22 protein-coding genes are annotated in these 26,258 nt (G+C 68.3%); 16 read left to right on the top strand and 6 right to left on the bottom strand.

Going from position 1 to position 26,258, the window contains the following annotated elements; genetic code table 11:
* Window positions 1–468, bottom strand: a complete 468-nt coding sequence (locus RKD20_RS17525; RefSeq protein WP_020118610.1) for a pyridoxamine 5'-phosphate oxidase family protein — start codon at window positions 466–468, stop codon at window positions 1–3.
* Window positions 469–619: 151 nt separating this feature from the next.
* Between RKD20_RS17525 and RKD20_RS17520 the strand changes: the two genes are divergently transcribed.
* The gene (locus RKD20_RS17520; protein WP_424883248.1) at window positions 620–1,393 is read left to right on the top strand and encodes a class II aldolase/adducin family protein; all 774 of its coding nucleotides are present in this window, start codon (window positions 620–622) and stop codon (window positions 1,391–1,393) included.
* 14 nt (window positions 1,394–1,407) lie between these two features.
* Here the strand turns inward: RKD20_RS17520 and RKD20_RS17515 are convergent, their stop codons facing one another.
* Window positions 1,408–2,307 carry a DUF4429 domain-containing protein gene (locus tag RKD20_RS17515; RefSeq protein ID WP_424878553.1) on the bottom strand — a complete coding sequence of 300 codons (900 nt, stop codon included), beginning with the start codon at window positions 2,305–2,307 and terminating at the stop codon, window positions 1,408–1,410.
* A gap of 231 nt (window positions 2,308–2,538) precedes the next feature.
* On the opposite strand from RKD20_RS17515, the gene RKD20_RS17510 reads away from it, so the two are divergent.
* Together RKD20_RS17510 and RKD20_RS17505 are read left to right on the top strand one after the other, a co-directional pair.
* Window positions 2,539–3,828, top strand: coding sequence for a hypothetical protein (locus RKD20_RS17510; protein ID WP_424878552.1), 1,290 nt, complete (start codon window positions 2,539–2,541; stop codon window positions 3,826–3,828).
* 121 nt (window positions 3,829–3,949) lie between these two features.
* Window positions 3,950–4,480, top strand: coding sequence for a DoxX family protein (locus RKD20_RS17505; protein WP_424878551.1), 531 nt, complete (start codon window positions 3,950–3,952; stop codon window positions 4,478–4,480).
* 76 nt (window positions 4,481–4,556) lie between these two features.
* On the opposite strand, the gene RKD20_RS17500 is transcribed toward RKD20_RS17505, so the two are convergent.
* Together RKD20_RS17500 and RKD20_RS17495 are read right to left on the bottom strand one after the other, a co-directional pair.
* Window positions 4,557–4,835, bottom strand: coding sequence for a hypothetical protein (locus tag RKD20_RS17500; RefSeq protein WP_424878550.1), 279 nt, complete (start codon window positions 4,833–4,835; stop codon window positions 4,557–4,559).
* Window positions 4,822–6,336, bottom strand: a complete 1,515-nt coding sequence (locus RKD20_RS17495) for a PspC domain-containing protein (protein WP_424878549.1) — start codon at window positions 6,334–6,336, stop codon at window positions 4,822–4,824. Before RKD20_RS17495 ends, RKD20_RS17500 begins: the two co-directional genes overlap by 14 nt.
* Before the next feature lie 178 nt (window positions 6,337–6,514).
* On the opposite strand from RKD20_RS17495, the gene RKD20_RS17490 reads away from it, so the two are divergent.
* The 7 genes from RKD20_RS17490 (at window position 6,515) to RKD20_RS17460 (ending at window position 17,543) form a co-directional block, all read left to right on the top strand.
* Window positions 6,515–7,807 carry an ATP-binding protein gene (locus tag RKD20_RS17490; protein WP_033415423.1) on the top strand — a complete coding sequence of 431 codons (1,293 nt, stop codon included), beginning with the start codon at window positions 6,515–6,517 and terminating at the stop codon, window positions 7,805–7,807.
* A complete protein-coding gene (locus RKD20_RS17485) occupies window positions 7,804–8,529 on the top strand; it encodes a LuxR C-terminal-related transcriptional regulator (RefSeq protein ID WP_007384162.1) in 726 nt (241 codons plus the stop codon). The genes RKD20_RS17490 and RKD20_RS17485 overlap by 4 nt, the downstream gene beginning before the upstream one ends.
* An 87-nt stretch (window positions 8,530–8,616) precedes the next feature.
* On the top strand, window positions 8,617–9,870 hold the full coding sequence (locus RKD20_RS17480) for an AAA family ATPase (RefSeq protein ID WP_424878548.1): 1,254 nt from the start codon (window positions 8,617–8,619) through the stop codon (window positions 9,868–9,870).
* The gene (locus tag RKD20_RS17475) at window positions 9,870–10,589 is read left to right on the top strand and encodes an RloB family protein (RefSeq protein ID WP_424878547.1); all 720 of its coding nucleotides are present in this window, start codon (window positions 9,870–9,872) and stop codon (window positions 10,587–10,589) included. Before RKD20_RS17480 ends, RKD20_RS17475 begins: the two co-directional genes overlap by 1 nt.
* 50 nt (window positions 10,590–10,639) lie before the next feature.
* Window positions 10,640–13,426 carry an N-6 DNA methylase gene (locus tag RKD20_RS17470; protein ID WP_424878546.1) on the top strand — a complete coding sequence of 929 codons (2,787 nt, stop codon included), beginning with the start codon at window positions 10,640–10,642 and terminating at the stop codon, window positions 13,424–13,426.
* Window positions 13,427–13,570: 144 nt separating this feature from the next.
* The gene (locus RKD20_RS17465) at window positions 13,571–16,318 is read left to right on the top strand and encodes an N-6 DNA methylase (RefSeq protein ID WP_424878545.1); all 2,748 of its coding nucleotides are present in this window, start codon (window positions 13,571–13,573) and stop codon (window positions 16,316–16,318) included.
* Entirely contained in the window at window positions 16,308–17,543 is a 1,236-nt protein-coding gene (locus tag RKD20_RS17460; protein ID WP_424878544.1) for a restriction endonuclease subunit S, read from the top strand. Before RKD20_RS17465 ends, RKD20_RS17460 begins: the two co-directional genes overlap by 11 nt.
* 2 nt (window positions 17,544–17,545) lie before the next feature.
* On the opposite strand, the gene RKD20_RS17455 is transcribed toward RKD20_RS17460, so the two are convergent.
* Window positions 17,546–17,989, bottom strand: coding sequence for an ATP-binding protein (locus tag RKD20_RS17455; protein ID WP_424883247.1), 444 nt, complete (start codon window positions 17,987–17,989; stop codon window positions 17,546–17,548).
* A 139-nt stretch (window positions 17,990–18,128) separates the two neighbouring features.
* Here RKD20_RS17455 and RKD20_RS17450 point away from each other — a divergent pair, with 139 nt between their 5' ends.
* From RKD20_RS17450 to RKD20_RS17425, 6 genes are all read left to right on the top strand, one after another.
* Window positions 18,129–18,950, top strand: coding sequence for a helix-turn-helix domain-containing protein (locus RKD20_RS17450; RefSeq protein ID WP_424878543.1), 822 nt, complete (start codon window positions 18,129–18,131; stop codon window positions 18,948–18,950).
* Window positions 18,947–19,192, top strand: a complete 246-nt coding sequence (locus RKD20_RS17445) for a DUF397 domain-containing protein (protein WP_424878542.1) — start codon at window positions 18,947–18,949, stop codon at window positions 19,190–19,192. The genes RKD20_RS17450 and RKD20_RS17445 overlap by 4 nt, the downstream gene beginning before the upstream one ends.
* A 287-nt stretch (window positions 19,193–19,479) precedes the next feature.
* On the top strand, window positions 19,480–20,508 hold the full coding sequence (locus RKD20_RS17440; protein ID WP_424883246.1) for a hypothetical protein: 1,029 nt from the start codon (window positions 19,480–19,482) through the stop codon (window positions 20,506–20,508).
* 114 nt (window positions 20,509–20,622) lie between these two features.
* A complete protein-coding gene (locus tag RKD20_RS17435) occupies window positions 20,623–22,425 on the top strand; it encodes a type I restriction endonuclease (protein ID WP_424878541.1) in 1,803 nt (600 codons plus the stop codon).
* Window positions 22,422–24,293 (top strand): type I restriction enzyme subunit R domain-containing protein, encoded by a 1,872-nt coding sequence (locus RKD20_RS17430; protein WP_424878540.1) that lies wholly within the window; start codon window positions 22,422–22,424, stop codon window positions 24,291–24,293. Before RKD20_RS17435 ends, RKD20_RS17430 begins: the two co-directional genes overlap by 4 nt.
* Window positions 24,294–24,298: 5 nt before the next feature.
* Complete coding sequence (locus tag RKD20_RS17425; RefSeq protein WP_424878539.1) at window positions 24,299–25,087, top strand: M48 family metallopeptidase; 789 nt, start codon at window positions 24,299–24,301, stop codon at window positions 25,085–25,087.
* A gap of 24 nt (window positions 25,088–25,111) precedes the next feature.
* On the opposite strand, the gene RKD20_RS17420 is transcribed toward RKD20_RS17425, so the two are convergent.
* Window positions 25,112–26,173: an NlpC/P60 family protein gene (locus RKD20_RS17420; RefSeq protein WP_424878538.1), complete on the bottom strand. Its 1,062-nt coding sequence runs from the start codon at window positions 26,171–26,173 to the stop codon at window positions 25,112–25,114.
* Window positions 26,174–26,258 lie beyond the last annotated feature (85 nt).

Here is a 26,258-nt window from a genome sequence, read left to right as displayed (position 1 = left end):
CTACGCGCGCTTTCGGGTGCGCAGGGGTTCGCCGGGCCGCCAGAACTGGACGACGAGGTACGTGTCGTCCTCGACATAGGTCCTCACGACCTCGGTGAGTTCGGTGCGGAAGAGGTGGAACGGCTCCGGCGGTTCCACCTCTTCGGTGTATCCGGCCTTGGCCGCGGAGTCCTCGACCTCGATCGCCCGCCCCGCGATCCGTACGTCGCCGCCGCCCATCCCGGTGCCTTCCCCCGGGTTCGCCTGGAGCGCGAAACGCGGATCCCGGCGCAGGTCTCGCGCCTTGAGCGAGTCCGGCATCATGCCAAGCCAGAGCTCGCCGTTCAGGAAGCGGACCTCCAGGCCGGTGGTGCGGGGGGAGCCGTCCTTGCGGAGGGTCGCGAGGGTGTGGTGTGTGAAGGCGCCGAAGCGGTCTTCGACCGTCCTGGCGAGGTCGGGTTCCGTGGCGGAGAAATCTGCCCAGTTCATATCAGGCAGTCTGGCGTCGATACCCGACATCTTCTGTCAGGTATCCGCTGTGTGCGTCATCTTTACAAACCACCTCTGTTCTCTTGCGCCGCCCGACGGTAACTTCCGCCCCGTGACGCAACACGGGACGCCCCTCGGGCCCACTCCGCCGATGCCGCTGCCCACCGAGAAGCTCCAGTTCGCGATGCCGCCGATGCACGACTCCGTCGAGGAGGAACGCCGGCACCGCAAGGAGCGCCTCGCCGGCGCGCTGCGGATCTTCGGCCGGCTCGGCTTCGAGGACGGGGTGTCCGGGCACATCACCGCTCGCGACCCGGAGTTCACCGACTGCTTCTGGGTCAACCCCTTCGGCATGCCCTTCAAGCACGTCACCGTGAGCGACCTCGTGCTCGCCAACTCCGACGGGCAGGTCCTGGACGGCCGCTACCACGTCAACCAGGCGGCCTTCACCGTGCACTCCCAGGTGCACGCCGCCCGCCCCGACGTCGTCGCCGTCGCCCACTGCCACTCCGTGCACGGGCGGGCGCTGTCCGCGCTCGGCGAGCTCCTCGACCCGATCACCCAGGAGAGCTGCGCCTTCTACGAGGACCACGCCCTGTACGAGGCCTACACCGGGGTCGCCGTAGACGCCGACGAGGGCCGCCGGATCGCCGCCGCGCTCGGCTCCCGCAAGGCGCTGGTGCTCCGCAACCACGGCCTGCTGACCGTCGGGGACTCGGTGGACGCGGCCGCCTGGTGGTTCCTGTCGATGGAACGCTCCAGCCAGGTGCAGCTGCTGGCCCGGGCGGCGGGACGCCCCGTGCTCATCGACCACCGGGCCGCGGTGGCGACCCGGGAACAGCTGGGCGGGGACCTGGTGGCGTGGATCAACTACCAGCCGACGTGGCAGGACATCAGCCGCAGCGAACCGGACCTGCTGAGCTAGACACCCCGTATCGGCTAAAAGCCCCGCAGCACGGCGGCCTTCGTCCTCGCGAACTCCTCGTCCGTGAGCACCCCGTCGCGGTGCAGCTCACCCAACTCCCGCAGTCTGCGGAGCAGCACGTCGTGATGGTCGGCCGACGGGGGAACGGCGGCCGCGGCGAGCCGGGGGCGGTGGGCGCGCTCGTCGCCGTGCGCGAGCTCCCCGCGGGTGGACGGGTGCGGCAGCCGGGCCGTGACCGCCGTCGCGACGAGGGCCGTGAGCAGGTCGCGGCGGGTGCTGCCCCACAGGTCGAGAGCGTACGGGTCCTTCTCCGGCGGCAGTTTCGAGAAGGACGTCTCACGGGTCACGAACCGCATGAAACCGTCCTCGTAACCGGAGTTGGGCAGCCACTCGACCTGGACGAGGTCGCCCACGTCGATGATCCGCGGGCCGGTCGCCCGCTTGACCCGGTCGGAGGTATCGGCCCAGTCGATGCGGACCTGGGTGCCGTCGAAGGAGACCGTGCCGTCGGAGGAACGCACCGAGACCGGGACCGGCGGGCCGGGCAGCAGATACGTCTTCGTCGGCTCCTTCGGGATCTGGTCGAGGAGCAGGGCGTGGCGGATCTCCTCGGCCACGTACTCGGCGACCCCGGCGCGGTCGACGTCCACGAGCAGGCGGTACGGATCGGCCGGGTCCGGCAGACGTCCGCCGGTGGCGTGCAGCAGCGGGTCCGCGCCCTCGCGCAGCCGCATCCGCAGCCGGCCGCGCCTGCGTTCCGGCTCGAACGCCACGCCCGCGACGGCCTCCAGGGGCACGGCGACCTCGCCGTACGTCTGCCGGAACAGCGGTACGGAGCGGTGGAGTCCCGGCGTGATCCTGACCGTTGTGCCGTCGAAGGCCCAGGTCCCGTCACGCTGGATGATCTCGGCCATACGGAAATTCTCGCAGCCGGGTCAACACGGCGGTCCCGGCTTCACCCGCGCTGACCACACCTGCCGGACGGGGGTGGTGTGCTGTAGGGCACAATTCGCTGACATCACGGGGGAGTTGTCCGGGGCTTCTCCGGGGCGTGGGGCGCTGGGGTTCGCGGGTGGTGCGGCCGGTCGGCCGTGAGGTCATGTGAGGCCAGAAAATCAGGAATCGTGGGAAGGCGGGCGTCGGGCGTGGCGGTGCAGGAAGCGAGACAGAGCGCGGCCGGAGGTGTGCCCAACGGTGCGCACGAGGGCGGCTGCAGCTGCGGGGACTGTCCGCACGGGGCGCGGGCCGGTCATCGGCGGGCGGTGGCCGCGTTCCTCCTCAAGCGTGACGAGTTCGCCGCCGGGCAGGGCCTGCCCGCGGCCGTCGCGCACTCCGCGTCGGCCTCCCGGCAGTGGGTCTCCGAGGAACTGACCCAGTCCGCCGAGGCCGTGGCCGAGCGGGGTCGCGCCGAGGGGGCCGCCTGGCTCGCGCGACTGTGGCGTCGTACCGCGTTCGCCGTGTGGGCCGCTGTCGTGGTGCTGCTCCTCGTCCAGGCGCTGACCGCCATCGGGGCGGGGTGGACCGCGGCGCGTACGGCCGGGCTGGTGGCGGCGCTCGTGGTCGCGGCCTCGCTGACCGCGGCGTCCTGGTTCCACCGGGCCCGGGGCGGGGTGCTCGCGCCGGTCATCGGTGAGGACAACCGGCTGTCCACCTCGCGGGCCGTCGCGGTGGCATGGGCGCTGTTCGTCGCCTACGCCGTGCTGGTGCTGGTGGCCCGGCTGGCCGCGGCCTCCGACAGCCGTGAGCGGGACGCGCTGATCTCCGGGCTCGAACTGGCCCGGGGCGCGGGGGTCGTGACCGTACTCGCCGTGGTGTGCGCGATCGCCGTGCTGGTACGGCGGGTGGTGGGGCTGCGGGTGCTCGGGCAGCGGCTGCAGAAGGTGCGGGCGGACCGGCCCCGCGCCGCCGACCTGCTCACGGACGACTCCGGGCGCGGGACCTTCGCCGACATCCAGTACGTCGTGATCGGCGGGGTCGCCCTGCTGTTCGCGGGTGTGCGGCTGGCCCGGCGGCCGGACCAACTGCCGGATCTGCCGTGGGGACTTGCGGTGGTGGTGCTGGTGTCCGCGGCGACCTATGTGGCGGGGAAGTACGCGGAGGGCGGGCGGCCGGTGATCCTCTCCGTGGTGCGGTCGCGCGAGGCGGGCGACCTGGACGGGCCCATCCGCACCGGGGACGACATCGAGATCCGGGGCGCGGGGTTCGTGCCGCCGGGGGCGCAGCGCGCGGATCGGCTGTCCCGGATGGTGGTGCGGATCGGGCCGGTCAACGTCCATGTGCCGTTGGTGCCGGTGGCCGGGGGATTCAGCAACCCCACGGACGAGGTGCTGACCGTGCCGGTGCCGGCGGATGTGGAGCCGGGGCGGGTGGAGGTGCAGGTGGTGACGGCTGCCGGGGCGGAGACGAACAGGTACGCCATCGATGTGACGGACTGAGGGGCACGGGCCCGCATCCCCACGGGCGCGGAAATCCGACGTCGTATTGAGCATTGCCGCCCCCTCGTTCGTATGGTCTGGTGAGGGGTCTCGGCTCGCTGGTGAGAGGCGGCTCGAAGCGATGACTCACGGTTTTCGTACGGACACGCACGCCCCCTACTACAACGAAGAACGAACCTGGCGTGACAGCCTCGGCCAGTACGCCCTGCTGCCGTTGCGCATCTTCCTCGGCGTCACCTTCATCTACGCCGGCCTGGACAAGCTGACCGACAGCGCCTTCATGAAGAGCTCCGGCTCGGGCTCCATCGGCGACATGATGCGCAGCGTCCGGGACTCCTCGGCCATCCCCGCACTGGTCGACCTGTCCCTGAAGAACCCCGTCGGCTTCGGCTACGCCATCGCCTTCGGTGAACTCGCCGTCGGTATCGGCACCCTGCTCGGCATCCTCGCCCGCCTGGCGGCGCTCGGCGGTGCGCTGATCTCGCTCAGCCTGTGGCTGACCGTGAGCTGGGCGTCCGATCCCTACTACTACGGCAACGACCTCGCCTACCTGATGGCCTGGCTGCCCCTCGTCCTCGCGGGCGCCTCCGCGTTCTCCGTGGACGCCGCCCTGCGCTCCCGACGACGGCAGCGGGCGGGAGGTTACCGGTAGCTCCGGTCGGCGGAGCCACCGGTGGGACGCCTTCCTCAGCCGTCCTGCCCGTGATCAGTGATCAGTGATCGCAGGCTCAGCGTGGCACGGGCGGCTGCGGCGGCACGGGCGGCTGCGGCGGCGTCCGGTCCGCTTCCGGCGGTGTGCTCGTACGGCGGCTGTCGCGGCGGTTGCGCACGGCCCGGGCCAGCAGGCCCACCACGCCCGCCAGGCAGAGGCCGCCCACGACCATGGGGATCACCGCGAACCACGGGGTGTCCCAGGCGTCGCCGGCGTCCCCCGCGTAGGTGATGCCCGCGACGGTCAGGAAGAGGCCGGCGACCAGTTTTCCCGGCCGGAACTCATGACGCAGCACGGCTCACCTCCGCCTGGCCGATGCCCACTCGTAGGCCGAGGTCGAGGGTGGCGGTGTTCTTGGCGCCCGGGGCCGGTTTCAGGGTGATCTCCTTGCGCTTGCCCGGTGCCACGTCCACGTCCTGCTGGTCGTCGCCCGGCAGTTGGATGTCGCCCACTCCCACGTCGATGACCGCCTTCACGGTCACGTCCGGCGGCACGATCACCACCAGTCGCCCCACCCCGACCTCGGCCTCGGCGGTCACCGTCCGGCCCTTGGCGAAATCGACGCGGGACAGGTCCAAGGTGCCCACTCCGGTGCCGAGTTCGTAGTGCGGGTGGATGGTCTGCGTGGCTGCCGGTGTCCAGTTCGTGCGGACCCAGCGGGTGGTGATGTCCTTCGGGAGCGCGGCCGATGTGGCGAGCAGGCCCGCTGTGATGATCGCCAGGAGGATCGAGCCCGCTCCGGTGCGGCCCAGGAAGGAACTGATCGCTATGCCCAGGCCCAGGACGATCAGCGCGCAGGACAGACCGGTCTGCAGGCTGGTGCCCAGGGCGTGGTCCTCCCAGGTCGCTCCGGTGCCGAGGCCGCCCGCCAGCAGGGCGAGCAGGAAGACCCAGCCGCCGATCCACCGGGGACCGCGGGGCTTCGGTGCCGGGAGCCGGGCCGCACGGATGTCCTCGCCCCGGCTCCAGGAGACGCCCCGGCCGATGTTGACGGCCGCCGCGATGTCACGGTCGCGGGAGTCGCTCGGGCCCCACAGATAGCCCGTGCCGCCGACGTGGGTGCCGTCCTTGACGATGGGGTCGCGCCACCAGGACGGGTAGCCGGCGGGCACCGGCGGGGCCTGGGCCTCCGGCGGGGCGTCGGCGACGGCCTGGGCGGCGAGCGGGTCGGGGTCGGGGGTGCCGCGGTTGCGGGACCAGTACCCCGCGCCCGCGAGGAGCAGGGAGAGGACCACGGCGAAGGTCAGCACGCTGGTGTTGCCCAGCATGGTGAGGAACACCCCGCAGCCGACCAGGGCGAAGAGCACGCCGGTCAGGGCCTGGCCGTCCACCCGGCCGGTGAGCAGCTTGCGCACCTCGTTCTCGTCCTCGTCCTCGTACGGGACGAAGAGCCAGGCGAAGCCGTAGAAGATGAGACCGATGCCGCCGGTCGCCGACAGCACGGCGAGCGTGATCCGGAAGATCACCGGGTCCATGTCGCACTGCCGCCCGAGTCCGGCGCACACCCCGGCGAGCAGCTTGTGCCGCCGGTCCCGCCGGAAGCGCAGGGGGGCCGCGGCCACGTCCTCGGCGGTGGCCGTGTCCTGGGGGGTGGCGATGGGCGGGGCGGTCGCCGTCCGGTGCCCGAGGGACTCGGGGTGCGGGTCGGCCGGTGTGCCTCCTTCCTGCCGTGTGCCCGCCCGCCCGTGCGCGCGCGAGGCGTCGCCGGTGCCGGCGGGCGTGCCCGCGCCGGGGCCGGTGCCCGGGTCCGGTCCTCCGCCGGATCCGGCGCCCGCGGCGTGCTGGTGATCTGTCATGGGTCCATGGTGACGGGCCGGGAGGCGTGACGGGAGTCGGAACGACCCTGGCCGGACCCTGATATCGGCCCTGAGAGGGGCGGGGGAAGCGTTCGGAGGGCGCGCCGTTCGAAGATCAGGGGAGTCTCGGGGGCCAACCCTGATGCCCGCGCACCCCGGCCGTGTGACCATCGATGCCATGCCGGAAGCCGCAGCAGCGCCCCTCGTCGAACCGCGGCCGCCGCGCAAGCTCTACCGCAGCAGTGACGGACGCTGGCTGGGTGGTGTGGCGCGGGGGCTCGCCGGGCACCTCGGGCTGCCCGTGATCTGGGTGCGGCTCGTCTTCGTCGGCCTGTTCATGGCGGACGGGCTCGGTGCGTTGCTGTATGCCGCGTTCTGGTTCTTCGTGCCGCTCGGCGTCGGCGGGGTCGGTGGGCAGCGGCCCCCGGCCCTCGTCACCACCGAGACCTCACCGGACGGCCGCCGCAGACTGGTCGCCCGCCGCCCCGACAAGGGCCAGATCGTGGCCCTGCTGCTCATGGTCGTCGTGGCCATGGTCTTCGTCGGCAATGTCAATGTGGGCAACGGGGCGAAGGCCTACCTCTGGCCCGCCGTCCTGGTCGGCGCGGGCGTCGCCCTGGTCTGGCGCCAGGCGGACAACGCCCGCCGGGCCCGCTGGATGGAGGTCGGCCGCCGCCGGCGCACCCTGAGCCTGCTGCGGGCCGCGGGCGGTGTCCTCCTCGTCACCGCCGGTGTCACCGGGGTCTTCGTCCTCCAGGGCTCCGCCGCCCACCTCGGCTCCGTCCTCCAGGCGGCCCTCGCGGTCCTCGTCGGGATAACGCTCCTCGCGGGGCCGTATCTCGTCCGCATGACCCAGGACCTCTCCGAGGAGCGCCTGATGCGCATCCGTGCCCAGGAGCGCGCGGAGGTCGCGGCCCACGTACACGACTCGGTGCTGCACACCCTGACCCTGATCCAGCGCAACGCGGAGAACGCGAGCGAGGTGCGCCGCCTCGCCCGCGCCCAGGAGCGCGACCTGCGCACCTGGCTGTACAAACCCGAGGGCACCGGCAAGGACGAGGCCGACGAACCCACCGACCTCGCCGACGCCGTGCGGCGCAACGCGGCCGAGGTCGAGGACAAGCACGGCGTCCCCATCGAGGTCGTGGTCGTCGGCGACTGCCCGCTCGACGAGAGAACCGGCGCGCAGATGCAGGCCGCGCGTGAGGCGATGGTCAACGCCGCCAAGTACGGTGGCGAGGGCGGGGCCGTACAGGTCTACGCCGAAGTCGAGGGCAGGAAGGTCTTCGTGTCCGTGCGGGACCGCGGCCCCGGCTTCGACCTCGACTCGATACCCGCCGACCGGATGGGTGTCAGACAATCGATCATCGGCCGCATGGAGCGCCATGGCGGCACGGCCCGGCTGCGTGCGGTGCCGGGCGGCGGCACGGAGGTCGAGCTGGAGATGGAGAGGGCGGAGAAGACGTCATGAGCGACCCCACCGAGGCGAACACCGAACCCGTGGAGCCGACGCCGGCCGGCGGCGCGGGAGAGCGGCACGTGCGCGTGGTCCTCGTCGACGACCACCGCATGTTCCGTACGGGCGTCCAGGCCGAGATCGGCCGGACCGAGGAGACCGGGGTCGAGGTCGTCGGGGAGGCCGCGGACGTCGACCAGGCCGTCACCGTCATCACCGCCACCCGTCCCGAGGTCGTCCTCCTCGACGTCCATCTCCCGGGCGGCGGCGGGGTCGAGGTGCTGCGCCGGTGCGCGCCCTTGATGGCCGACGCCGAGCAGCCCGTCCGCTTCCTCGCCCTGTCCGTCTCGGACGCGGCGGAGGACGTCATCGGAGTGATCCGGGGCGGTGCGCGCGGCTATGTGACGAAGACGATCACCGGCACGGACCTCGTCGACTCCGTCTTCCGCGTCCAGGAGGGCGACGCCGTCTTCTCGCCGCGCCTGGCCGGCTTCGTCCTGGACGCCTTCGCCTCCACCGACGCCCCGCCGGTCGACGAGGACCTCGATCGCCTCACCCAGCGCGAGCGCGAGGTGCTGAGGCTCATCGCGCGCGGTTACGCCTACAAGGAGATCGCCAAGCAGCTGTTCATCTCGGTGAAGACGGTCGAGTCCCATGTCTCGGCGGTCCTGCGCAAGCTCCAGCTCTCCAACCGCCACGAGCTGACCCGGTGGGCGACGGCGCGGCGGCTGGTGTGACCTGTCCGAGAATCGGACGGGTGTGACCGTCCGGTAGGCGAGTGCGCGATCACGCGGATACCCTGTGCGCGACGAAAGGAGGACAGCATGCTGCTGAGATTCCGTGTGGCGAATGTGCGATCGCTGCGCGACGAGCAGGAGCTGTCCTTCGTCGTACCCCAGGGCGAGGAGTCGGATGCGGCACGCGCCCTGACCTTGTCAGACGGAAAGTCGCTACAGGTCTATCCGCTTCTGGGAATCTTCGGCGCGAACGCTTCGGGTAAGTCCAACGTCATCGTCGCGCTCAAGAAGATGAAGGAAGCGGTCCTCGGGTCGTACGCCCAGTGGACGTCGTATCAGGGGATCCCCCGTGAAGAGTTCGCGCTCGACCCGAAGTCGGCCGCGGAGAGCACCTTTTACGAAGCCGACTTCGTACTCGACGACGGTGTTCGCTGGACCTACGGGTTCGAACTCGGGCCGAGGGTGGTGGAGTCGGAGTGGCTGCACGCGTACCCCAAGGGACGGCGCCAGGTGTGGCTGGACCGCGACGCCACACGTGACAACGTCTTCGAGTTTCCCGGCGACCGTATCCACGACCGCGCGCTTCTCGCCCGGACCACGCGTCCGAACGCCCTCCTGCTAAGCCGGGCGGCGAACGACAACCACCCGCAACTCACCCGAATCTACGACTGGTTCAACCAGAACCTGTGGGATGTGACGCCGGAGACCGAGCGTACACAGCGCGAGGCCTACACAGCCCGACAACTGCTGGACGAGGACGCTCGCGACCGTATCGAGGAACTCTTGCGTGTCGCCGATCTCGGTATCCGGGGCGCGGAGGTGCAACAGCGCCCAGGGCAGTCGCCCCTCGTGCGACTGCTGCACGGTGGTGACTCCGAAGAACCCGTGGCACTGGACTGGCAGCGCGAATCGTTCGGCACACGTTCGTGGTTCGCGTTGATCGGACCGCTCTTGCTGGCGCTGGACAAGGGCGCTGTCCTGCTGATCGACGAGCTGGACTCCAGCCTCCACCCACGCTTCGCCGCAGAGGTCGTACGCCTCTTCCAGGCGCCGTGGGTCAACACCAAGGGCGCCCAACTGGTCTTCACCTCCCATGCGCCGTCACTGCTCAAGTCGCCCAGAGGCGGGCGTCCCTTGGAGCCGGGACAGATCTGGCTCACGGAGAAGGACGCGGGCGGTGCCACGGAGCTGTACCCACTCAGTGACGCGGAGCCGGGCCCCGACGAAGACCTCATGGACTCCTACCTGGCCGGCGCGTTCGGCGCGGTTCCGAAGATGATGCAAGGACAGATCGGCCGCAGAGTTCTTACGGCACTGGCAGGGGAGGCAGAGCGTTCCTGATGGCGAGGGACAAGGGGCGGGACAACATCACAGGCCGGCACCGGAGAGTGCTGCCTCAGGATCGTCCGCGTGAGGTGTACGTCTTCACCGAGGGCGAGGTCACCGAACCGGACTTCATCGAGTTCGTCACCACACATGGCACCCGTGCGCAACAGGGTCGCGAGGTCATCTGCAGTGTCGAGAATGTGAACGCGCCGTCGAAGCGCCGCAAGCCGCTGCCCCTCGTGGACGAGGCCATCGGGAAGTGGGCCGAGGTCCAGAGGGCGGCCAAGAAGGCGAAGCTGGATCCCGAGAGCTGGAACTGGCCTCAGGTGTGGTGCATCTTCGACCGGGACCGGCACGAGGACATCCCGACCGCGTTCTCGCGAGCCCGGAAGGCGAAGCTCCACGTCGCCTACTCCCACCCTTGTTTCGAGTTGTGGCGTCTTCTCCACTATCAGAACTACACGAGCACCTTCGGTGGCGTCTGCGACAGCGCGGCGGGCAGGTTGAAGAGCCAGCAGGGCTTCGCCCAGACCTACGGGCCCACCATCAGCTCCGTCTCCCCGGAGCAGGCCAAGCGAGTCATGCCCGGTCAGCTGCGGGGGAAGTACAAAAAGGCCCGGCAGCACGCCAAGCAGATCAGTGCCGGGCACAAGGGCTCCGATCAGAATCACTGGGACCCGTACACCAACGTGTGGAGCTTCGTCGAGGACGGTCTGGACGTGATCGACTACTGACCTGCGGGGCGCGGGCGGAGTCATATTGAGGAGTGGACGGGGGGGGAGACATGACGGGCGGGATCACCACGTTCGAGTCGGTGCAGCAGGCGCTGTCGGAGACTTTGAACATGACGCGCGGCACCATGGAGACACAGCGCGGTCGGGACTTGGCCCTGGCGCTGCTCGTCTGCAAGCACCTGCACGACGAACACGGTGGACGGCCATCTCCGTGGGAACGTCTTGCCGCAGCTCCCGAACCCCTAGCCCAGGACGACTGGGGAATGCGCTTCGAGAACTCGGCGCACGACTTCCGTTCCCGGCAATGGACGGACCGGATCGATGCCTGGTGCGCGGACGCGTTCACGCAGCTCGTTCAGGCTGTCTCCCATACCGCGAAACATCTTCCCAAAGGCTTGCAAACCGATCTTGTGGGACCGTTCCGAGAACTTCGCCTGGACTTCGGGAGCCTCACTCACCGCGGGCTGTTGGGCGACATCGTGGAAGGTCTGCTGAAGCGCAGCGCCGAGTCCTCGGCGTATTCCGCCGAGCACCACACGCCCCTTGATGTGGTCCAGCTTCTGACGAATCTGGCTCAGCCACAGGCCGGTTCGAGGATCTGTGATCCGTTCTGCGGAACGGGAGGCACCCTCGTAGAGGCCGCGGAATATGTGGAGGAACGGGACGAGGTTCAGCACGGACCACTGCTCTACGGGCAGGATGTCAATCCGGCGGCCTATGTCCTGGCAGCGGTGAATCTGTACTTCCACGGGGCCTCTGTCGGCGCTCTGAAGCGGGGAGATGCGCTGACTGACGGAGAACTCGCGCGGACCGGATACGACATGGTGCTCAGCGTGCCGCCGTTCGGCCTGCGGCTGCGGCCTGATCAGGTGAGCGCGCTCTCAGACGGCTTGCCGTTCGGGCTAGTCTCCGAGCGGGGCTCGGCCGATCTCGCTCTCCTCCAGTACATGCTCGGCCTGGTACGGGAGCGGAGCGGCACCGTCTGTACGGTCGTGCCGCACGGTGTCTTGTTCCGGGACATCCCGTCGGAGCGAGCCATACGCAAGGCGTTGCTGGACGCCGATGTGATGGAGGCAGTGATCGGGCTGCCCCCTGACCTCTTCAACAGCACGAGCATCCAGACGTGTGTGCTCGTTCTGCGTTCCCCGGGCGGAAAAGCGCCAGCGCGGCGTGGCAAGGTCCTGTTCGTGGACGCCTCCCGTGAATTCCGGGCGGAACAAGGTCGGAACGTCCTGCGCGCGGAGAACACAGCGAGAATCGTCAGCGCGTTTCGTTCCTACGAGGATGCTGAGGGTTTCGCTCGGGTCATGGACCGGGGTCGGCTCGCAGCCAACGGCGACAGCCTCGCCGTTCGCCGGTACGTGGACAGCACTCCACCGCCTGAGCCGCAGGACATACGTGCTCACATGGTGGGCGGGATGCCTGTCGCTGAGATCGACGCCGAAGCGACGCTGTTGCGGGCGTACGGGATCCCAGCCTCGCAGCTCTTCCTGCCCCGGGAACCGGACTCTCCGTACATGGATTTTCCCTCCCCGGAGCGACGGCTCGACGCGCAAGGCCTCGCCGAACTAGCCCGCCCGCAGGAAGCCAGGTTCCGCGCCGCCTTTGAAGCGTGGTGGGCGTGTGCGGAGGCGGATATCGTCGGCATCCTCTCGGTCGGACGAGAGGTCGACACGTCCCGAGGCAGGCTTGGTCGGCTCAGGGACGAGTTGATGTCGTCGTTCCCGGCGAGACTGCTGGAGCCGGGACTGCTTCCGGAGCACATCCTGGTCGGCGCGCTCGCGGAATGGTGGGCCGATGCCAGACCCTCTCTGCGGGCATGGACCGAAAGCGGCCAGGACACGCCGCTCGACACGCACTTGGCGCCGTTGAGGGAAGACATGGCTGGCCGGCTCGAGGTCATGGTGGGCCGTCAGCGTCACGAACTGGTCGACACGTATCAGCGATGGGAGCAGAAATACGGCCTGGCGTTCCGCGAGATTGAGGCTCAGCTCACCGGGACTCCGGAAGCCGTGGTGCTGCACAACCCCTGGTCTGAGCAGAGCGCCTGGGATTTCGGGGCGGACGACGGGGGCACAGCCGCTCGGCGTCGCCAGACCGCTGCGCGCATTTACGAGCTCATCGACACGGAGAAGACAGTTCAGGCCGCCCTGGCGAAACTGGACGTCGATGAGCAACTGGTTCTCTTGCCACTTCTGACTGACACAACCCTTGATGCGGACCGGCAGGTGGAACGCTGTCCGCTGCGGGACGTGGTGACGACCGCCCGGCGCGGCGCCGCTCCGCGGTTCGGTGAGGAGACAGGCGGCGTTCCTGTCGTGGAGGCGCGCAACCTATCGGAGCGAGGACTAGACCTGACACAGCTCCGACACCTCCGAGCGGGTTCGTCACCGCGCCCAGCGGATCTGCTGCAACCGGGAGATGTCCTGGTGACAGGGCGTTTCATGGCGGGACGAGGCCACCGGGCCGTGGTCTGGCGGGAGCAGCTGCCCGTTGCCGCATGCGGGAGCAACGTACTGCGTCTCACTCCCGACACCGCTCGTCTGAACCCTGACTATCTGAAGGCGTGGCTTTCCCAGCCCTCCATCCGCCCTCGGATCGAAGCGCGGGCGCGTTTCACACAGCGAGACCTCTATGACCTGTCGGCGGCCAGACTGCTCGATGTCGAGATCGACCTCCCTGCCCCGCCGGTGCAGCAGCGCATCGCGGCCGAGATGGCCATGCTGGAGGAACAGCGCGGCCTGCGCTTCGCCCAGTTGTCCAAGCTGGAACTGATCAAGGAGACGCTCATGGAGGACCTGAGGTCCGCCCGCACGTCGGTGAGCTACCTGGACTGAGAACCTGGTCGGTGGGTCCTCGGCTCGGCTCTCCCGCAGTGGGGGCCGACTAGCTGGATACGGTGATGTGGCCTGCCCGGAAAGCCTTAGGCTTCCCGGTGCATCCGTAACCGGACATCCAGTCACCTCAGGGGAGTGCCGTACGTGGCCAAGCTCACGCTCGCGCAGTTGGAACGCCATCTCTTCGCGGCGGCGGACATCCTGCGCGGCACGATGGACGCCGCCGAGTACCGCGACTTCATTTTCGTCCTGCTCTTCCTCAAGCGCGTCAACGACGAGTTCGAGGCCGCGCGCGAGGCGATCATCGCGGAACGGATGAAGGCCGGTGAGAGCCGCGAGGACGCCGAGGACGACGCCGAGCAGTTCGAGTTCTACCGCCCCCGCGGGGTCATCTTCGTCCCTGAGGAGGCCCGCTGGGACCGGCTGGCCAGTGGCCAGGACAACGTGGCGATGGAGTACCTCCAGCCCGCCCTGGACGCCTTGGAGAACCAGGAGGGCAACAGCGAACTCCGCGGTCTGTTCGGGCACGTCAACTTCAACCGCATCGGCGGCGGCAGCAGCGGCAAGGGCTCCGCGGCAGAACTCGCCGACAGGCGTCTTGAGGCTCTGATCGAGCACTTCGGCAGCATCCGGCTGCGCGGGGACGACTTCGAGTTCCCCGACATGATCGGTGCCGCCTACGAGTACTTGATCAAGGACTTCGCGGACTCGGCCGGCAGCAAGGGCGGCGAGTTCTACACCCCGCGTTCCGTCGTCCGCATGATGGTCGAGCTGGCCCGGCCGCACGGCGGCATGCGCATCTACGACCCCTGTGTCGGCTCCGGCGGCATGCTCATCCACGCCATGGAGTACATCGACGAGCACGGCGAGGACTCCGACGACCTGCTGCTCGCCGGTCAGGACGCCAACAGCGGCTCCTGGGTCATGGCCACCATGAACATGCTCTTCCACGGCGCCAAGCACTTCTCCCTGCGGACCGGTGACACGCTCACCAACCCCCTCCACCCGGAGCGGGACTTCGACCTGGTCCTCAGCAACCCGCCCTTCTCCATGGACTACAAGCAGTCCGAGGTGCCGGACCTGCTGACGCGGATGCCGTACGGCCAGACGTCCGAGCGTGGCAAGGCCGACCTGATGTTCCTCCAGCACATGCTGGACATGGTCAAGAAGCGGGCCGGAGCGGTCTTCACCGTCATGCCGCACGGCGTGCTGTTCCGTGGCGGCGAGGAACGCAAGATCCGTGCGGAACTGCTCAAGCACGACCTGATCGAGGCGGTCATCGGCCTGGCCCCGAACCTCTTCTACGGCACCGGCATCCCGGCCTGCGTGATCGTGCTGCGCGCACCGGGCCGCAAGGAGCAGCAGGACCGGCGCGGCAAGGTCCTGTTCATCAACGCGGACCGAGAGTTCCACGCGGAGCGTGCGCAGAACGTCCTCCTGCCCGAGCACGTAGAGAAGATCGTCTCCACCTTCCACGCCTTCAAGGACGCGGAGGGCTTCGCGCGCGTGGTCGACCGCTCCGAGCTGGAGGAGAACGACTACAACTTCAACATCCGCCGGTACGTCGACAACACCCCGCCGCCCGAGCCCCAGGACGTACGGGCACACCTTGTGGGCGGTGTCCCGGTCGCCGAGATCGAAGCGAAGAAGCCGCTGCTGGACGCGTACGGCATCGGGATCCGGGACCTCTTCGCGGTCCGCGAGGACGACCCCGAGTACGTCGACTTCCTGCCCGAGGGTGAGCGGCCGGACGCGGCCCGCCTGGCCGAGCTCGCGAGTGGACGCGAGCAGAAACTGTGGGCCGCCTTCGAGGAGTGGTGGGAGTCGGAGACCGAGCAGATCGCCGCACTGGAGCCGGTCGAGGGCGACGACCGCACGGAGCATGAACGCAAGGCACAACTGGCTCGTCTGCGCGCCGACTTGATCGATTCGTTCCGGGAACGGCTGCTGCGGGTCGGCTTGTTGGATCGGTACGCGCTCGCCGGGGCGGTCGCCGGCTGGTGGCACGACGCCAAGAACGAACTGAAGGCGCTGTCGGTGAACGGCTTCGCCGGTGTCGTCGACGGCTGGGTCGAGACGGTCGAGACGATGCTCGCGCCCGAGCCGGACCCCCGCACGGGCGGCGCGCGCGACCGTTCGGCGGCGGAGCGGCGGCAGGCGTACGGCCACAAGGTCATCGCCGCCATCGCCCGCGACTTCCTGGAGGAACTCGCCTCGGCGGACCGTACGCACGCGGAACTCGACGCGAAGGTGAAGGCGGGCCATGAGGCGGAGGCCGCGCTGGCGGCGGCTCGGGCTGCGGCGCTCGCCGGTGACGAGGGGGAGTCCTCGGAGGACGGCGAGGACTCCGGTGGTTCCGGGGAGATCGACCCCGCGCTGGAGGAGGCGGTCCTCAGCGATGCGGAGATGCGCGACCTGAAGAAGCGGCGCACTGCGGCGAAGAAGGTCATCGAGGAACTGGAGGACGACTTCTGGCCGGTGCCGGGGGTCCGGAGGAAGAAGCGGGAGCAGGAGGAGAAGGCGACCAAGAAGAAGGCCGCGGTGGTGGCGTCTGCGGAGCAGGCTGGGCAGGGGAGTTTGCTGACGCTTCCTGGTGAGGCCGTCGGCGAGGTGACCGAGCCGACATCGACCGTGCCGGAGCCGAGATTGAAGAGGGCGCGCCGGGCGGTGGCCGAGGCTGAGGGAGATCGGAGGGTAGTCCTGGGGATCCTGCGGGACGACCTCGAGGGGAAGCTGGGCGGACATGTGGTGCGGCGCCAGCGGGAGTTGGCGGAGTCGTATCGGTTGTGGGAGGGGAAGTACGGGGTCTCGCTGCGGGACATTGAGGAGCGGCGGGAGAAGGCGGCTGAGGTGCTGGACGGGTTCCTGAAGGAGCTGGGTTATGTCGGCTGAGGACTCGATCCGCTGGCTCCCTGTGGGTGAGGTCGGCGAGGTACGCATGGGGAAGCAGCTTTCGCCGGCGAGCCGGGCGAACGGCATGCAGTTGCCGTACCTGCGGGTCGCCAACGTGCTTGACGATCGAATTAACTATATGGATGTGAAGTTGATGGGATTCACATCCAGTGAACGTGCGAATTATGCACTCCGGCCGGGAGATATTCTGCTGAATGAGGGGCAGAGTCTGGAACTTGTAGGGCGCAGCGCTATCTATAGAGAAGTCGCAGGTGCTTACTATTTTCAGAACACCCTCGTCCGATTCCGTGCTGGAGATGCGGTCGTCCCTGAATACGCTCAAGCCGTGTTCAGGACGTGGTTGCAGAACGGGGTGTTCATGGCGATCGCCAAGAAGACCACGAGCATTGCACACCTAGGGGGCGAAAGGTTCGCCAAACTCCTCTTCCCGCTCAGGCCGATTTCTGAGCAGCGACTCATTGTCGATGTTCTCTCGGCACTCGCGAACCGGGAGCAACTTGCAGCGGCCTCCATCGCGAAGCTCAGAACTGTAAGGGATGGTGCCCATCTATCGCTGGTGTCGACCATCGATAGATCACGTATTGAGAGTGCGTCATGGTCGCGCGTCCCTTTGCGAGAAGTGGTCCCATCGGTCGAGTACGGCATCTCCGAGGCTCTGGTGAGCGATGCAGTCGGGGTTCCTGTCCTACGAATGAACAACATTCAGGATGGGCATCCAGAGGTTAGCGATCTCCGGTACTGTCCGGTCCCTGTTCCGAGACGGCTGTACCTGAAGCGCGGTGATGTGTTGTTCAACCGCACGAACAGTATTGATCACATCGGTAAATCGACGCTCTGGCAAGATGAGTTGCCAGAAGCCAGTTTTGCCTCTTACTTGGTTCGCCTCAATTCGGATCGAGTTAAACTCCTGCCCGAGTACCTCGTTGAGTGGCTCATGCACCCCGTGATTCGCCAGCGCGTCAGGTCCATTTCAACGGTCGCTGTTCAGCAAGTGAACGTCAATCCGAGTCGCCTGCGGGAACTCGAAATCGACTTTCCAAATGATTTGTCCGAGCAGCGGCGGATCGTGGCGACTCTGGCTGCTTTCGATGCGCGGATCAGTCGTGAGCTGGACGAACTGACGAAACTGCGTAATCTTAAGCAGGGGCTGACCGATGACCTGTTGTCGGGGCGGGTGCGGGTGCGGGTGCGCGATGTCGCGTAGCCCTAAGTCCGAGGTGTACGGCGTAGTTCGAACCAGACCGTTTTGCCGATGCCGTACTGCCGAGGCGTTGCGCCCCAGTCGTCCGCCAGTGTGGCCACCAGCGCAAGGCCTCGGCCCGACTCGTCCTCTAGGGACGCATTTCGCAGTGCGGGAAGCGTGTCGTTCGCGTCCGTCACCCAAACCCGGACGCGGTCGTCGTCCAGGGCACAACGGGCCCAGATTTCTCGGCCCGGGGAGACCTTCGCGTGGCGGTACGCGTTTGCCATCAGCTCACTGAGCAGTAGGACCACCGTCTCCGTCACCTCGTCCGGGAGCTTCCACGACGTTGCCTGCTCCCGGAGTAAAGTTCGCGCTCTGCTCACGCTGCGGGCGTGACGCGGTAGGCGCCACTCGATGTCCTTGGGGGCGGCGGTGGCCGGAGTGGGCTGGGGGTGGTCTCCGGGCATCGGCATGCGCTTCGGTCCTTGCGTGTGGTTCTCCATCATTTGCCGTGCTCAGGCTGCTGGTTGCCGCCTAACCTCGGGAGTAGCGGCGTGGGTACACAGCGTGCTTGTACACGGTGTGTCGGCGGGAGGTGGATGGGGCGTGGTGACTTCCGGGGATGCGCAACAGTCACAGCAGGCGTGGCGGTACTGCGGCAGCCAGATCAAGATGTGGCGTGAGGAGGCCGGGGTCAGCCGTCAAGAACTGGCCACCGAGGCCAACTACGACTACGAGTACGTCAAGTCGATGGAGAACGGGCGGCGGCGGCCGACGCTCAGGCTTTTGCAGGCCGCGGATCAGATGTGTGGGGCCCGAGGCAAGTTGATCGCGGCGCATGAGCACCTGAGGCCTGAGCCCTTCCCTCAACGGACGCAGCAATACGTGCTGGTGGAAGCCGAGGCAATTACGTTGTACTCGTACGCGGTCATGCTGATCCCGGGCCTGTTGCAGACGGGGGAGTATGCGCAGGAGCTCATCAGTAATAGTTGCCCTCCGCTCGATGAGGAGACGATCGAAGAGCGCGTAGCGGCTCGGTTGGCTAGGCAGGAGAAGCTGACCAGTAAGCCCCCAGTGCACTTCAGTTACGTGATCCACGAGGCGGCGTTGCGGGCTGTGGTTGGCGACCGGGGTGTAATGCGGAGGCAGCTCAACCACCTGTTGGAGGTGGGCAAGCAACGGAACGTGTCGATCCAGATCTTGCCCTTCACGGCCGCCCCTCCTGTGGCGCTCGGCGGCCCGTTGGTCCTCGTGGAGACCGCTGATCACGAGCACTATGGCTACGTGGAAGGCCAGGAGACCGGAGCGTTGTACGCCGATGCGGACAAGCTCAACGCCCTGACGCAGCGCCATGGCATGATCCGTATGCAGGCGCTTAACGTTGCGGAGTCTGCCCGGTTGGTCAGAAAGGTGGCGGAGGAACTGTGAGCGCGGAGTTGTCGTGGTTCAAGTCCAGCTACAGCGATGACCAAGGTGGCGAATGCCTCGAAGTCGCCTACGCCTGGCGCAAGTCCAGCCACAGCGGCGAGTTCGAAGACGCCTGCGTAGAGGTCGCCGCCTGCACCCAAACCTCCCACGTCCGAGACTCGAAGCTCGGCGCTCGAAGCCCCCAGCTCTCGGTGCCAGCCCACGCGTGGGCCGCCTTCGTCGCCCACGCCCGCAGCGTCTGACCCCGGCGCTTGAGCCCCGGGCTTCGGGCCCCGACGTCCGAGCTCTGCTTATGAGGATTGGGTGATTGGTTCAACCCACCCTCCCTCCCAACCTCCGCGTGCACCAGCGCTCATGACTTTTCGTGACCGGCTTGCCACGCGCCGTTGCGAACCTCTAGCGTTCGCAGCAACAAACGACCCCGGCAGGTGCTACCAACACCAGACCGGGGTCTGACCTCAAGATCGACAGGACCGATCTCATGGCTTACCAAAACCCTAACGCGGTCATGCCCGCGCCCGCACACCCCATGGCCAACCCCGGCTACGGCAAACGATCCGTCCCGGACCAGTCTCCGGCCCGTCCCGGCGACTTCGATCACCTCCCACCTCGCGAGCGCTACGTCGCCGCCTTCATCGACCGGCTCCCGGACGGCGCCGCCATGGACGCCAAGACCCTCGCCAAAACGCTGCCCCTCTACGGTCAACAGGCCGTGCGCTCCGCCCTCAACGAGCTCTCACGGGCCGGCCATCTCCGTCGCGTACGACGCCGCGCGGAAGGCGACGTCACCGGTGATGGTGTGAACCGTTGGGTGTTCCGGACCTACTGGTCCCGTACCGCACGTGACAGCGAATGGTGGGCCCGCTTCCTCGCCGGTGACGTACCGAGCGACGTTCCGGCCGAGACCTCCGTCGCAAGCGACGGGGCCCCGTCGGCCGAGGCGACCACCACCGCCGTACAGCCCAAGGACGCACAGCAAGCGGATCAAGCCGATTCACGACAGACCCCCGAAGCACCGCACCGCCCCTCCGCCGCCTACGAGACCCTCGCAAGACTCGGCCACACGGAGCCCCGTCTCGCGCTCTCCGCCGCGGACTGCGCCGCCCTCGAAGAGACCGCCTCACAGTGGCTGGCCCGGGGCGTCACGGCAGACCACCTGACGCGGTCCCTCGTCGCCGGGCTTCCCGAACAGGTCCACTCGCCCCGCGCCTTCCTCCAGCGTCGGCTCCGCGACAAGATGCCGCCCGAACTGCTCGCTCCCGAGGAACGCGCGCCCCGCGCCATGCTGGAGTGCACCGACTGCGGTGTCCCCGGCCGTCCCGAAGCCCTGCCGAACGGCCTGTGCCTTGCCTGCCGAGGATTCTCACACCAGGCGGGCTTCCAATCGCCCCCTCCGACAGCACACCGGGCCGAAGTCAATGCCGACGGACCTCACCATCACCCCCGCCCGCTCTCCGCCGACGAAGTACGCCTGCACGCGGCTCAGATCCGCAGCGTCGTCTCGAACCGGCGAAACGTCTCGAAACACCTGCGGGCAGCGCTCGAACACACGGCCTGAACTGGGCGCTTCCCCTGCTGTATTCGTCCCGTGTGGCGCAAAATGGAACACCGGTCAGAGCACGGCAGCACGCTGACCGGTGTGAGGCAGCACATGGGGGAGAGGCGCGTACGCATGGCACGGGGCACGGTCGAGCTGGACGAGGTGGAGCGCCCATTCGTCGCGCAGTTGAAGGCGATGGGGTGGCGGCACGTCCACGGGTCGGAGCTTTCCGGTCCAGACGACCAGCGGGCGTACGGGGATGTACTGCTCGCCCGGCGGCTCGGCTCGGCGATCCGGCGGATCAACCGCGTATCGGGCACCGGCGAGCGCTGGATGGGTGACGCGGACGTCGACAGCGCCATAGGCGAGTTGCGCAGAGCCGCGTGCAACGTCGCCACGAAGAAGCTGAAGGACGTCAACAGCGATGTGACGAGTCTGCTGCTCAGCGGAACGCCCGCGACCGGTCACGAGGTCCACCACCAGGGCAAGACGGTGCACGTCCAGTACGTCGACTGGGAGCTGGAAGGACTCGACGATGCCGAGATCCTCAAGCGGAACGAGTTCCTCGTCGTCGACCAGCTCAGGGTGCGTGCCGCCGACGGCAAGGACGTGGTCCTCGATCTCGTCCTGTTCGTCAACGGGATCCCCGTTGTCGTCATCGAGTGCAAGAGCCCCGACGTCAAGGACCCGATAGGGAAGGCGATCCGCGATCTGCGGGCCTACTGCGGGGAGCCGCTCGACGACGACGTCCGGGCGCCGCACGACCGGCCGAGCGGCGTGCCGGAACTCTTCGCCTCCGTACAGCTGCTCGTCGGCGCCAGCGGGGACGAAGCGGCCCTCGGCACCATCACGTCCACCGAGGAACACTTCGCCGCCTGGCGCAGCGTCACACCGGACTACGACGATGACGCCGCGCTGGTGCGCGCGCTTCAAGCCGTCCGGCAGGACGACGGCCGGCGACTCCTTGGCGACGGGCAGAAGCTGACCGATCAGCACAGGCTCGCCGCCATCGTGCTCAAGCCGCGCAACCTGCTGAACATCATGCGGCACTACGTCTTCGAAATGCCGGTTCAGACCAAGGAGGGGGAGCCGCCCCTGACCGTGAAGGCGGTGTGCCGGCATCAGCAGTACCGGGCCGTGGAGAAGATCGTGGCCAAGCTGCGGACCGGGCGCACTCGCCTCGACCCCGCTGCGGAGGACGACGAGCGCGGGGGTGTCATCTGGCACACCCAGGGCTCCGGCAAGAGCCTGACCATGGCCTTTCTCGCACGGCGGCTCCAGAGCAGCCGGGACCCCGAGCTGAACCGCTTCACCCTCCTTGTCGTGACCGACCGCAGGCAGCTAGAACGGCAGCTGTCGGCGGCCGTGCGGGTCAGCGGTCGCCCCGTACGCATCGCGAAGTCCCAGGCGGACGTGGAGGGGATGCTGCGGCGGGCCGGGAAACCCGGCGGGCGCGCGGTGATCTTCGCGATGATCCAGAAATACCTGGGCCGGATTCCAGGGCTCGTCGGAGAGACGGCGAACGACGACCGTGACCCGAGTGTCGAGTTCGTGGAGGCACAGGAGCGGATCACCGATGGCGGGGCCGCGGAGGAGGCCGCGGACCCGGCGCCGAGCGAGGACGTCATCGAGAAGGTCAGGCGGCGGTTCAGCGAGTGCAGCACCTCGCCGTACGTGCTGGTCCTGGTCGACGAGGCGCACCGCTCCCACAGTTCCGTGCTCCACGCCTGCCTGCGTGACGCGGTGCCGAACGCCGCGCGCATCGGCTTCACGGGCACGCCGATCATGAAGGGGAAGCTGCACGACACCGGACGGATCTTCGGTCTTGAGCCGGACGACAAGTTCCTCGACGCCTACCTCATGGACGAGGCGGAGCGGGACAAGGTGGTCGTACCCGTCCGGTACGAAGGGCGCGGGCCGGGCCCGCGAACGTGAAGGACGAGCGGGGGATCAACTACAAGTTCGAGGACCTCATCGCCACCCTGAGCGACGAGGACAAGGACAAGGTCCGCAAGGGACTGAAACCCACCAGCCGCGATGTCGCCGAGTCCCTGCCCATCATCCGGCGCAAGGCCGTCGACATGCTGGAGCACTACGTCACCGGCCCGCTGACCGGAGGCTTCAAGGCCCAGGTGGCCGCCGTCAGCCGTCACGCCGCCGTGCTCTACCGGCACATGCTGAACGATGCACGCGCCGAACTCCTCACCAAGGTCAGGAACTTCGACCCGGCGACGTTGCGCGACAAGGACCTCAAGGACTACACCTGGGACGAGCTGGTGCTGCTGCGCGCCTGGCACTACCAGGAGCTTTTGCGCCGTATCGAGTTCGTGCCGGTGATCTCCGCCGGGAACGAGCAGAAAAGCGGTCGGTGGCAGGAGTGGACGGACCCGCAGCGGCAGCAGGAACACATCGAGCAGTTCCTGGAGCCCTTTCCCGAGCTGCCGAAGGACAACCCGTGGGCGGTGGAACACCCGCTGGAACCCGATCCTGTGCCCGGCGGAATGATCGCCATGAACCCGTGGAGCGACACCCGTACGGCACCGGTGGAGCCAGGGCTGAGCCCTTGGAGCGATCGTGAACACCGGCCGATCGCTTTCCTCATCGTGAAGTCGATGCTGCTCACCGGGTTCGACGCCCCCATCGAGCAGGCCCTCTACCTGGACCGGCCCATCCAGGACGCCGAGCTGTTGCAGGCCATCGCTCGCGTCAACCGGCCGCGCACCGGCAAGGAGGAGGGCCGGGTCGTCGACTACTACGGAGTGCTGAACAACCTCGCGGCGACTCTTCCCGCGTACAAGGGCAACGGCCCCGCTCTGAGCGCCGTACGCCGTCTGTCCAGTGAAGTGCCGGACCTGGAAGCGGCGGCTGCCGAGATGCAGCGGTTCCTGGACGGACTCGGGATCACGCGCCTCGACACGGCGGAGGACGTCACCGGCGGTCTGTGGGCACTGGGCGACCCGGCCACTCGGGCCGACTTCGACACCAAGCTGGGCGCTTTCCTGGGTGCGCTGGAACGTGTACTCCCGCACGAGGCAGCGCTGAAGCAGATCCCCAGCGCACGACAGTGGGCCGTACTGCAGCGGCGGGTGCGCCGGCACTACCGGGATGACACCGGCGGTCAGTTCGCCATGCGCGCGTACGGCCGGAAGGTGCGGGCGATGATCGCTGATCACCTCGAACTCCCGGAGCTGACGCAGGTGATCGCGCCCGTTTCCCTTCTCGCGCCGGACTTCGACGAAGTCGTGGGGCGCATCCCCGAGGCCCGGGAATCCGCCGCGGAGCAGGTGCAGGCACTCCGCTACCACTTGGAGGAACGTCTGGAGCAGGAGGACCGGCCGGTCTACCGGACGCTCTCGCAGGAGCTCCAGGAGATCCTCGACGAGTTCGACGGCCGCTGGGACGAGATCAAGCAGCGGATCGGGCCGCTCATCGACAGGGCGCGCAAGGCGGAGCAGGCCGATCCTGCCGTAGCGGATCTGAGTCCGGTGGAGCAGCGGCTGTACACCAAACTGTCGGAGCAACTGGCCGAGCAGTCGGCCTTCGACCAGCTGGGCCAGGAGTTCCTGCGCAACCTCACCGTCGATCTCGGCTCACTGATCTCCGTGCATGTGAACCGGGCGTCCTGGTCGGCCAACGAGTCCAGCCTGGGTGACCTCCGGATCGCCATCTGGCACAGGCTACGGAAAGCGGGGCTGAAGCCACGAGAGCGTGACCCCAAGCCGCTGCGTGATCTGTCCAACGCGATCGCTGGATACGCACAGCAGCATGCTTCCGCGTTCCGCGCACGAGGACGGGGACAATAGGAGGCGTGCCAGATCCTGTCCCGCCTTCCGACACCACCGACCGCCAGTCCCTTGTCGACGGTCAGGTGCTCGGAGTGGACGGCAGGGATTTTGTGATCGCTGTGAGTGCTCGGCGTAAGCGGCTCGGACTCACAGTCGAGAGGGACGGCACGCTGACCCTGCGCACGCCTGTGAGCTGCGATGTGGCGAGGGCGGAGGACTTCGCCCGGCAGAGCCGGGCTTGGGTCGACTCCAAACTGTCGCTGCGGGACCAACACCGGCCGGCACATCCGGTGCGCGGGTTCCGCGACGGTGAGAGCTTCCGCTATCTGGGGCGCGAGTACCGGTTGCTGCTGGTGAGCGAGAACAGGGCGCCGGTGCGGCTGTCGGCGGGGCGGTTGAGGATGGACGAGGCAGCCGCGGCGGACCCCGCTCGAGCGCGGCGAGACCTCATCGCCTGGTATCGGATGGCCGGACTGCGGTGGTCGCGAGGACGTCTTCAGCCGTGGGCTGCCCGGATGGAGGTTCCCGAGCCTGTGGTGACCGTTCGCGATGTCGGAAACAGGTGGGGGACCTACCGGCCCGCTGGAGGAGACACGGGAACTATGGCCCTGCATTGGGCTGTCTTCCAGCTTCCCGCTCATCTTGTCGACTATGTGATCGCTCACGAACTGGCACATATCAAGGTCTCCGGACACGGACCGGACTACTGGACGCTCCTCAAACGTGCCATCCCTGAGTGCGAGGCGCGCAAAGAAGAACTCGATGACTTGGGGCGACGACTGTGGATGGGGCAGATCGTCGGGCGGAACTGAACATCCAAGATCGAGATGTCCACCTCACACCACCCGGGCAGCGCCCGCGAACGGCATCTGGTCGATCGGGGCCACCCGCACCGGAGCCGACGGGTTCGGGGCGTGGATCATCTGCCCGTTGCCGATGTAGAGGCCGACGTGGCTGATGCCCGAGTAGAAGAACACCAGGTCTCCGGGGAGGAGTTCGGAGCGGGAGACCCGCCGGCCGGCGTCGATCTGGGAGTAGGTGGTACGGGGCAGGGAGATGCCCGCGGAGCGGTAGGCGGCCTGGACGAGGCCCGAGCAGTCGAAGGCGTCCGGGCCGGTGGCGCCCCAGACGTAGGGGCTGCCGAGCTTGGCGTAGGCGTAGGAGACGGCCGCCGCGGCACGGGAGTTGGGGGCCTCCGTAGTGGCCGCGCCCGGGGCCGCCAGCTCCTCGCGGGCGCCCGTCGTGGCCCGGGAGGCGCGAGCCCCGTCGCCGCCGAGCACCGCCCGTTCCTCGGCCGGCAGCTGGGACATCAGCCGGCGGGCCGCGCCCAGTTTGCCGGTGATCGTCTTCTTGTGCCGCTTCAGCTCCGCCTGGCGCGACTTCAGCGAGGCCAGCTCGATGTGCGCGGCCCCGCGCAACTGCTCGATCTCCCGCAGCTGCCGGCGCACGTTCGCCACGGAGGCGGCCTGGCGGGTACCGGCCCGTTCGACGAACTCGGCGCTGTCCAGGTACCGGTCGGGGTCGTCGGTCAGGGCGAGCTGCATCGCGGGGTCGAGGCCGCCGCCCCGGTACTGCGCCGCGGCGATCGAACCCAGCGCGTCCCGCTCCTCGTTGAGCTGTTCCGTCCTGCGGGCCGCCTCGTCCCGCAGGCCGTCCAGCCGGTTCTCGGCCGCCTCGGCCTTCTCCTTCGCGCCGTTGTACTTCTCGGTGGCCGCCTCGGCCTCCTGGTACAGCTGGTCCACCTTCGCCTTGACCTGGGCCGGGGTGAGCTGCGGCTCGGCGTGTCCGATCCCGTCGAAGCCCGTCGCGGTCGCGGCCCCCGCGAGGGCGATCGTCGCTGCGGTACGGACCGTATGGCCGCCGGCCGAGCGCCTGCGGGGCTTGCGGTGCGCTGCCACGTGGACTGCACGTCCTTTCGTACGTTCGTCCGCCCCGGACTCGGGACGTACGAACGCCAGGGGGGAGCGGCCGTACGACCGCCCG

This window comes from Streptomyces sp. SLBN-8D4, from assembly GCF_049739545.1.
Classification (GTDB): domain Bacteria; phylum Actinomycetota; class Actinomycetes; order Streptomycetales; family Streptomycetaceae; genus Streptomyces; species Streptomyces canus_C.
The sequence above is the reverse complement of the archived record's forward strand: the minus strand, read 5'-3'. Positions and strand labels throughout refer to the sequence as shown.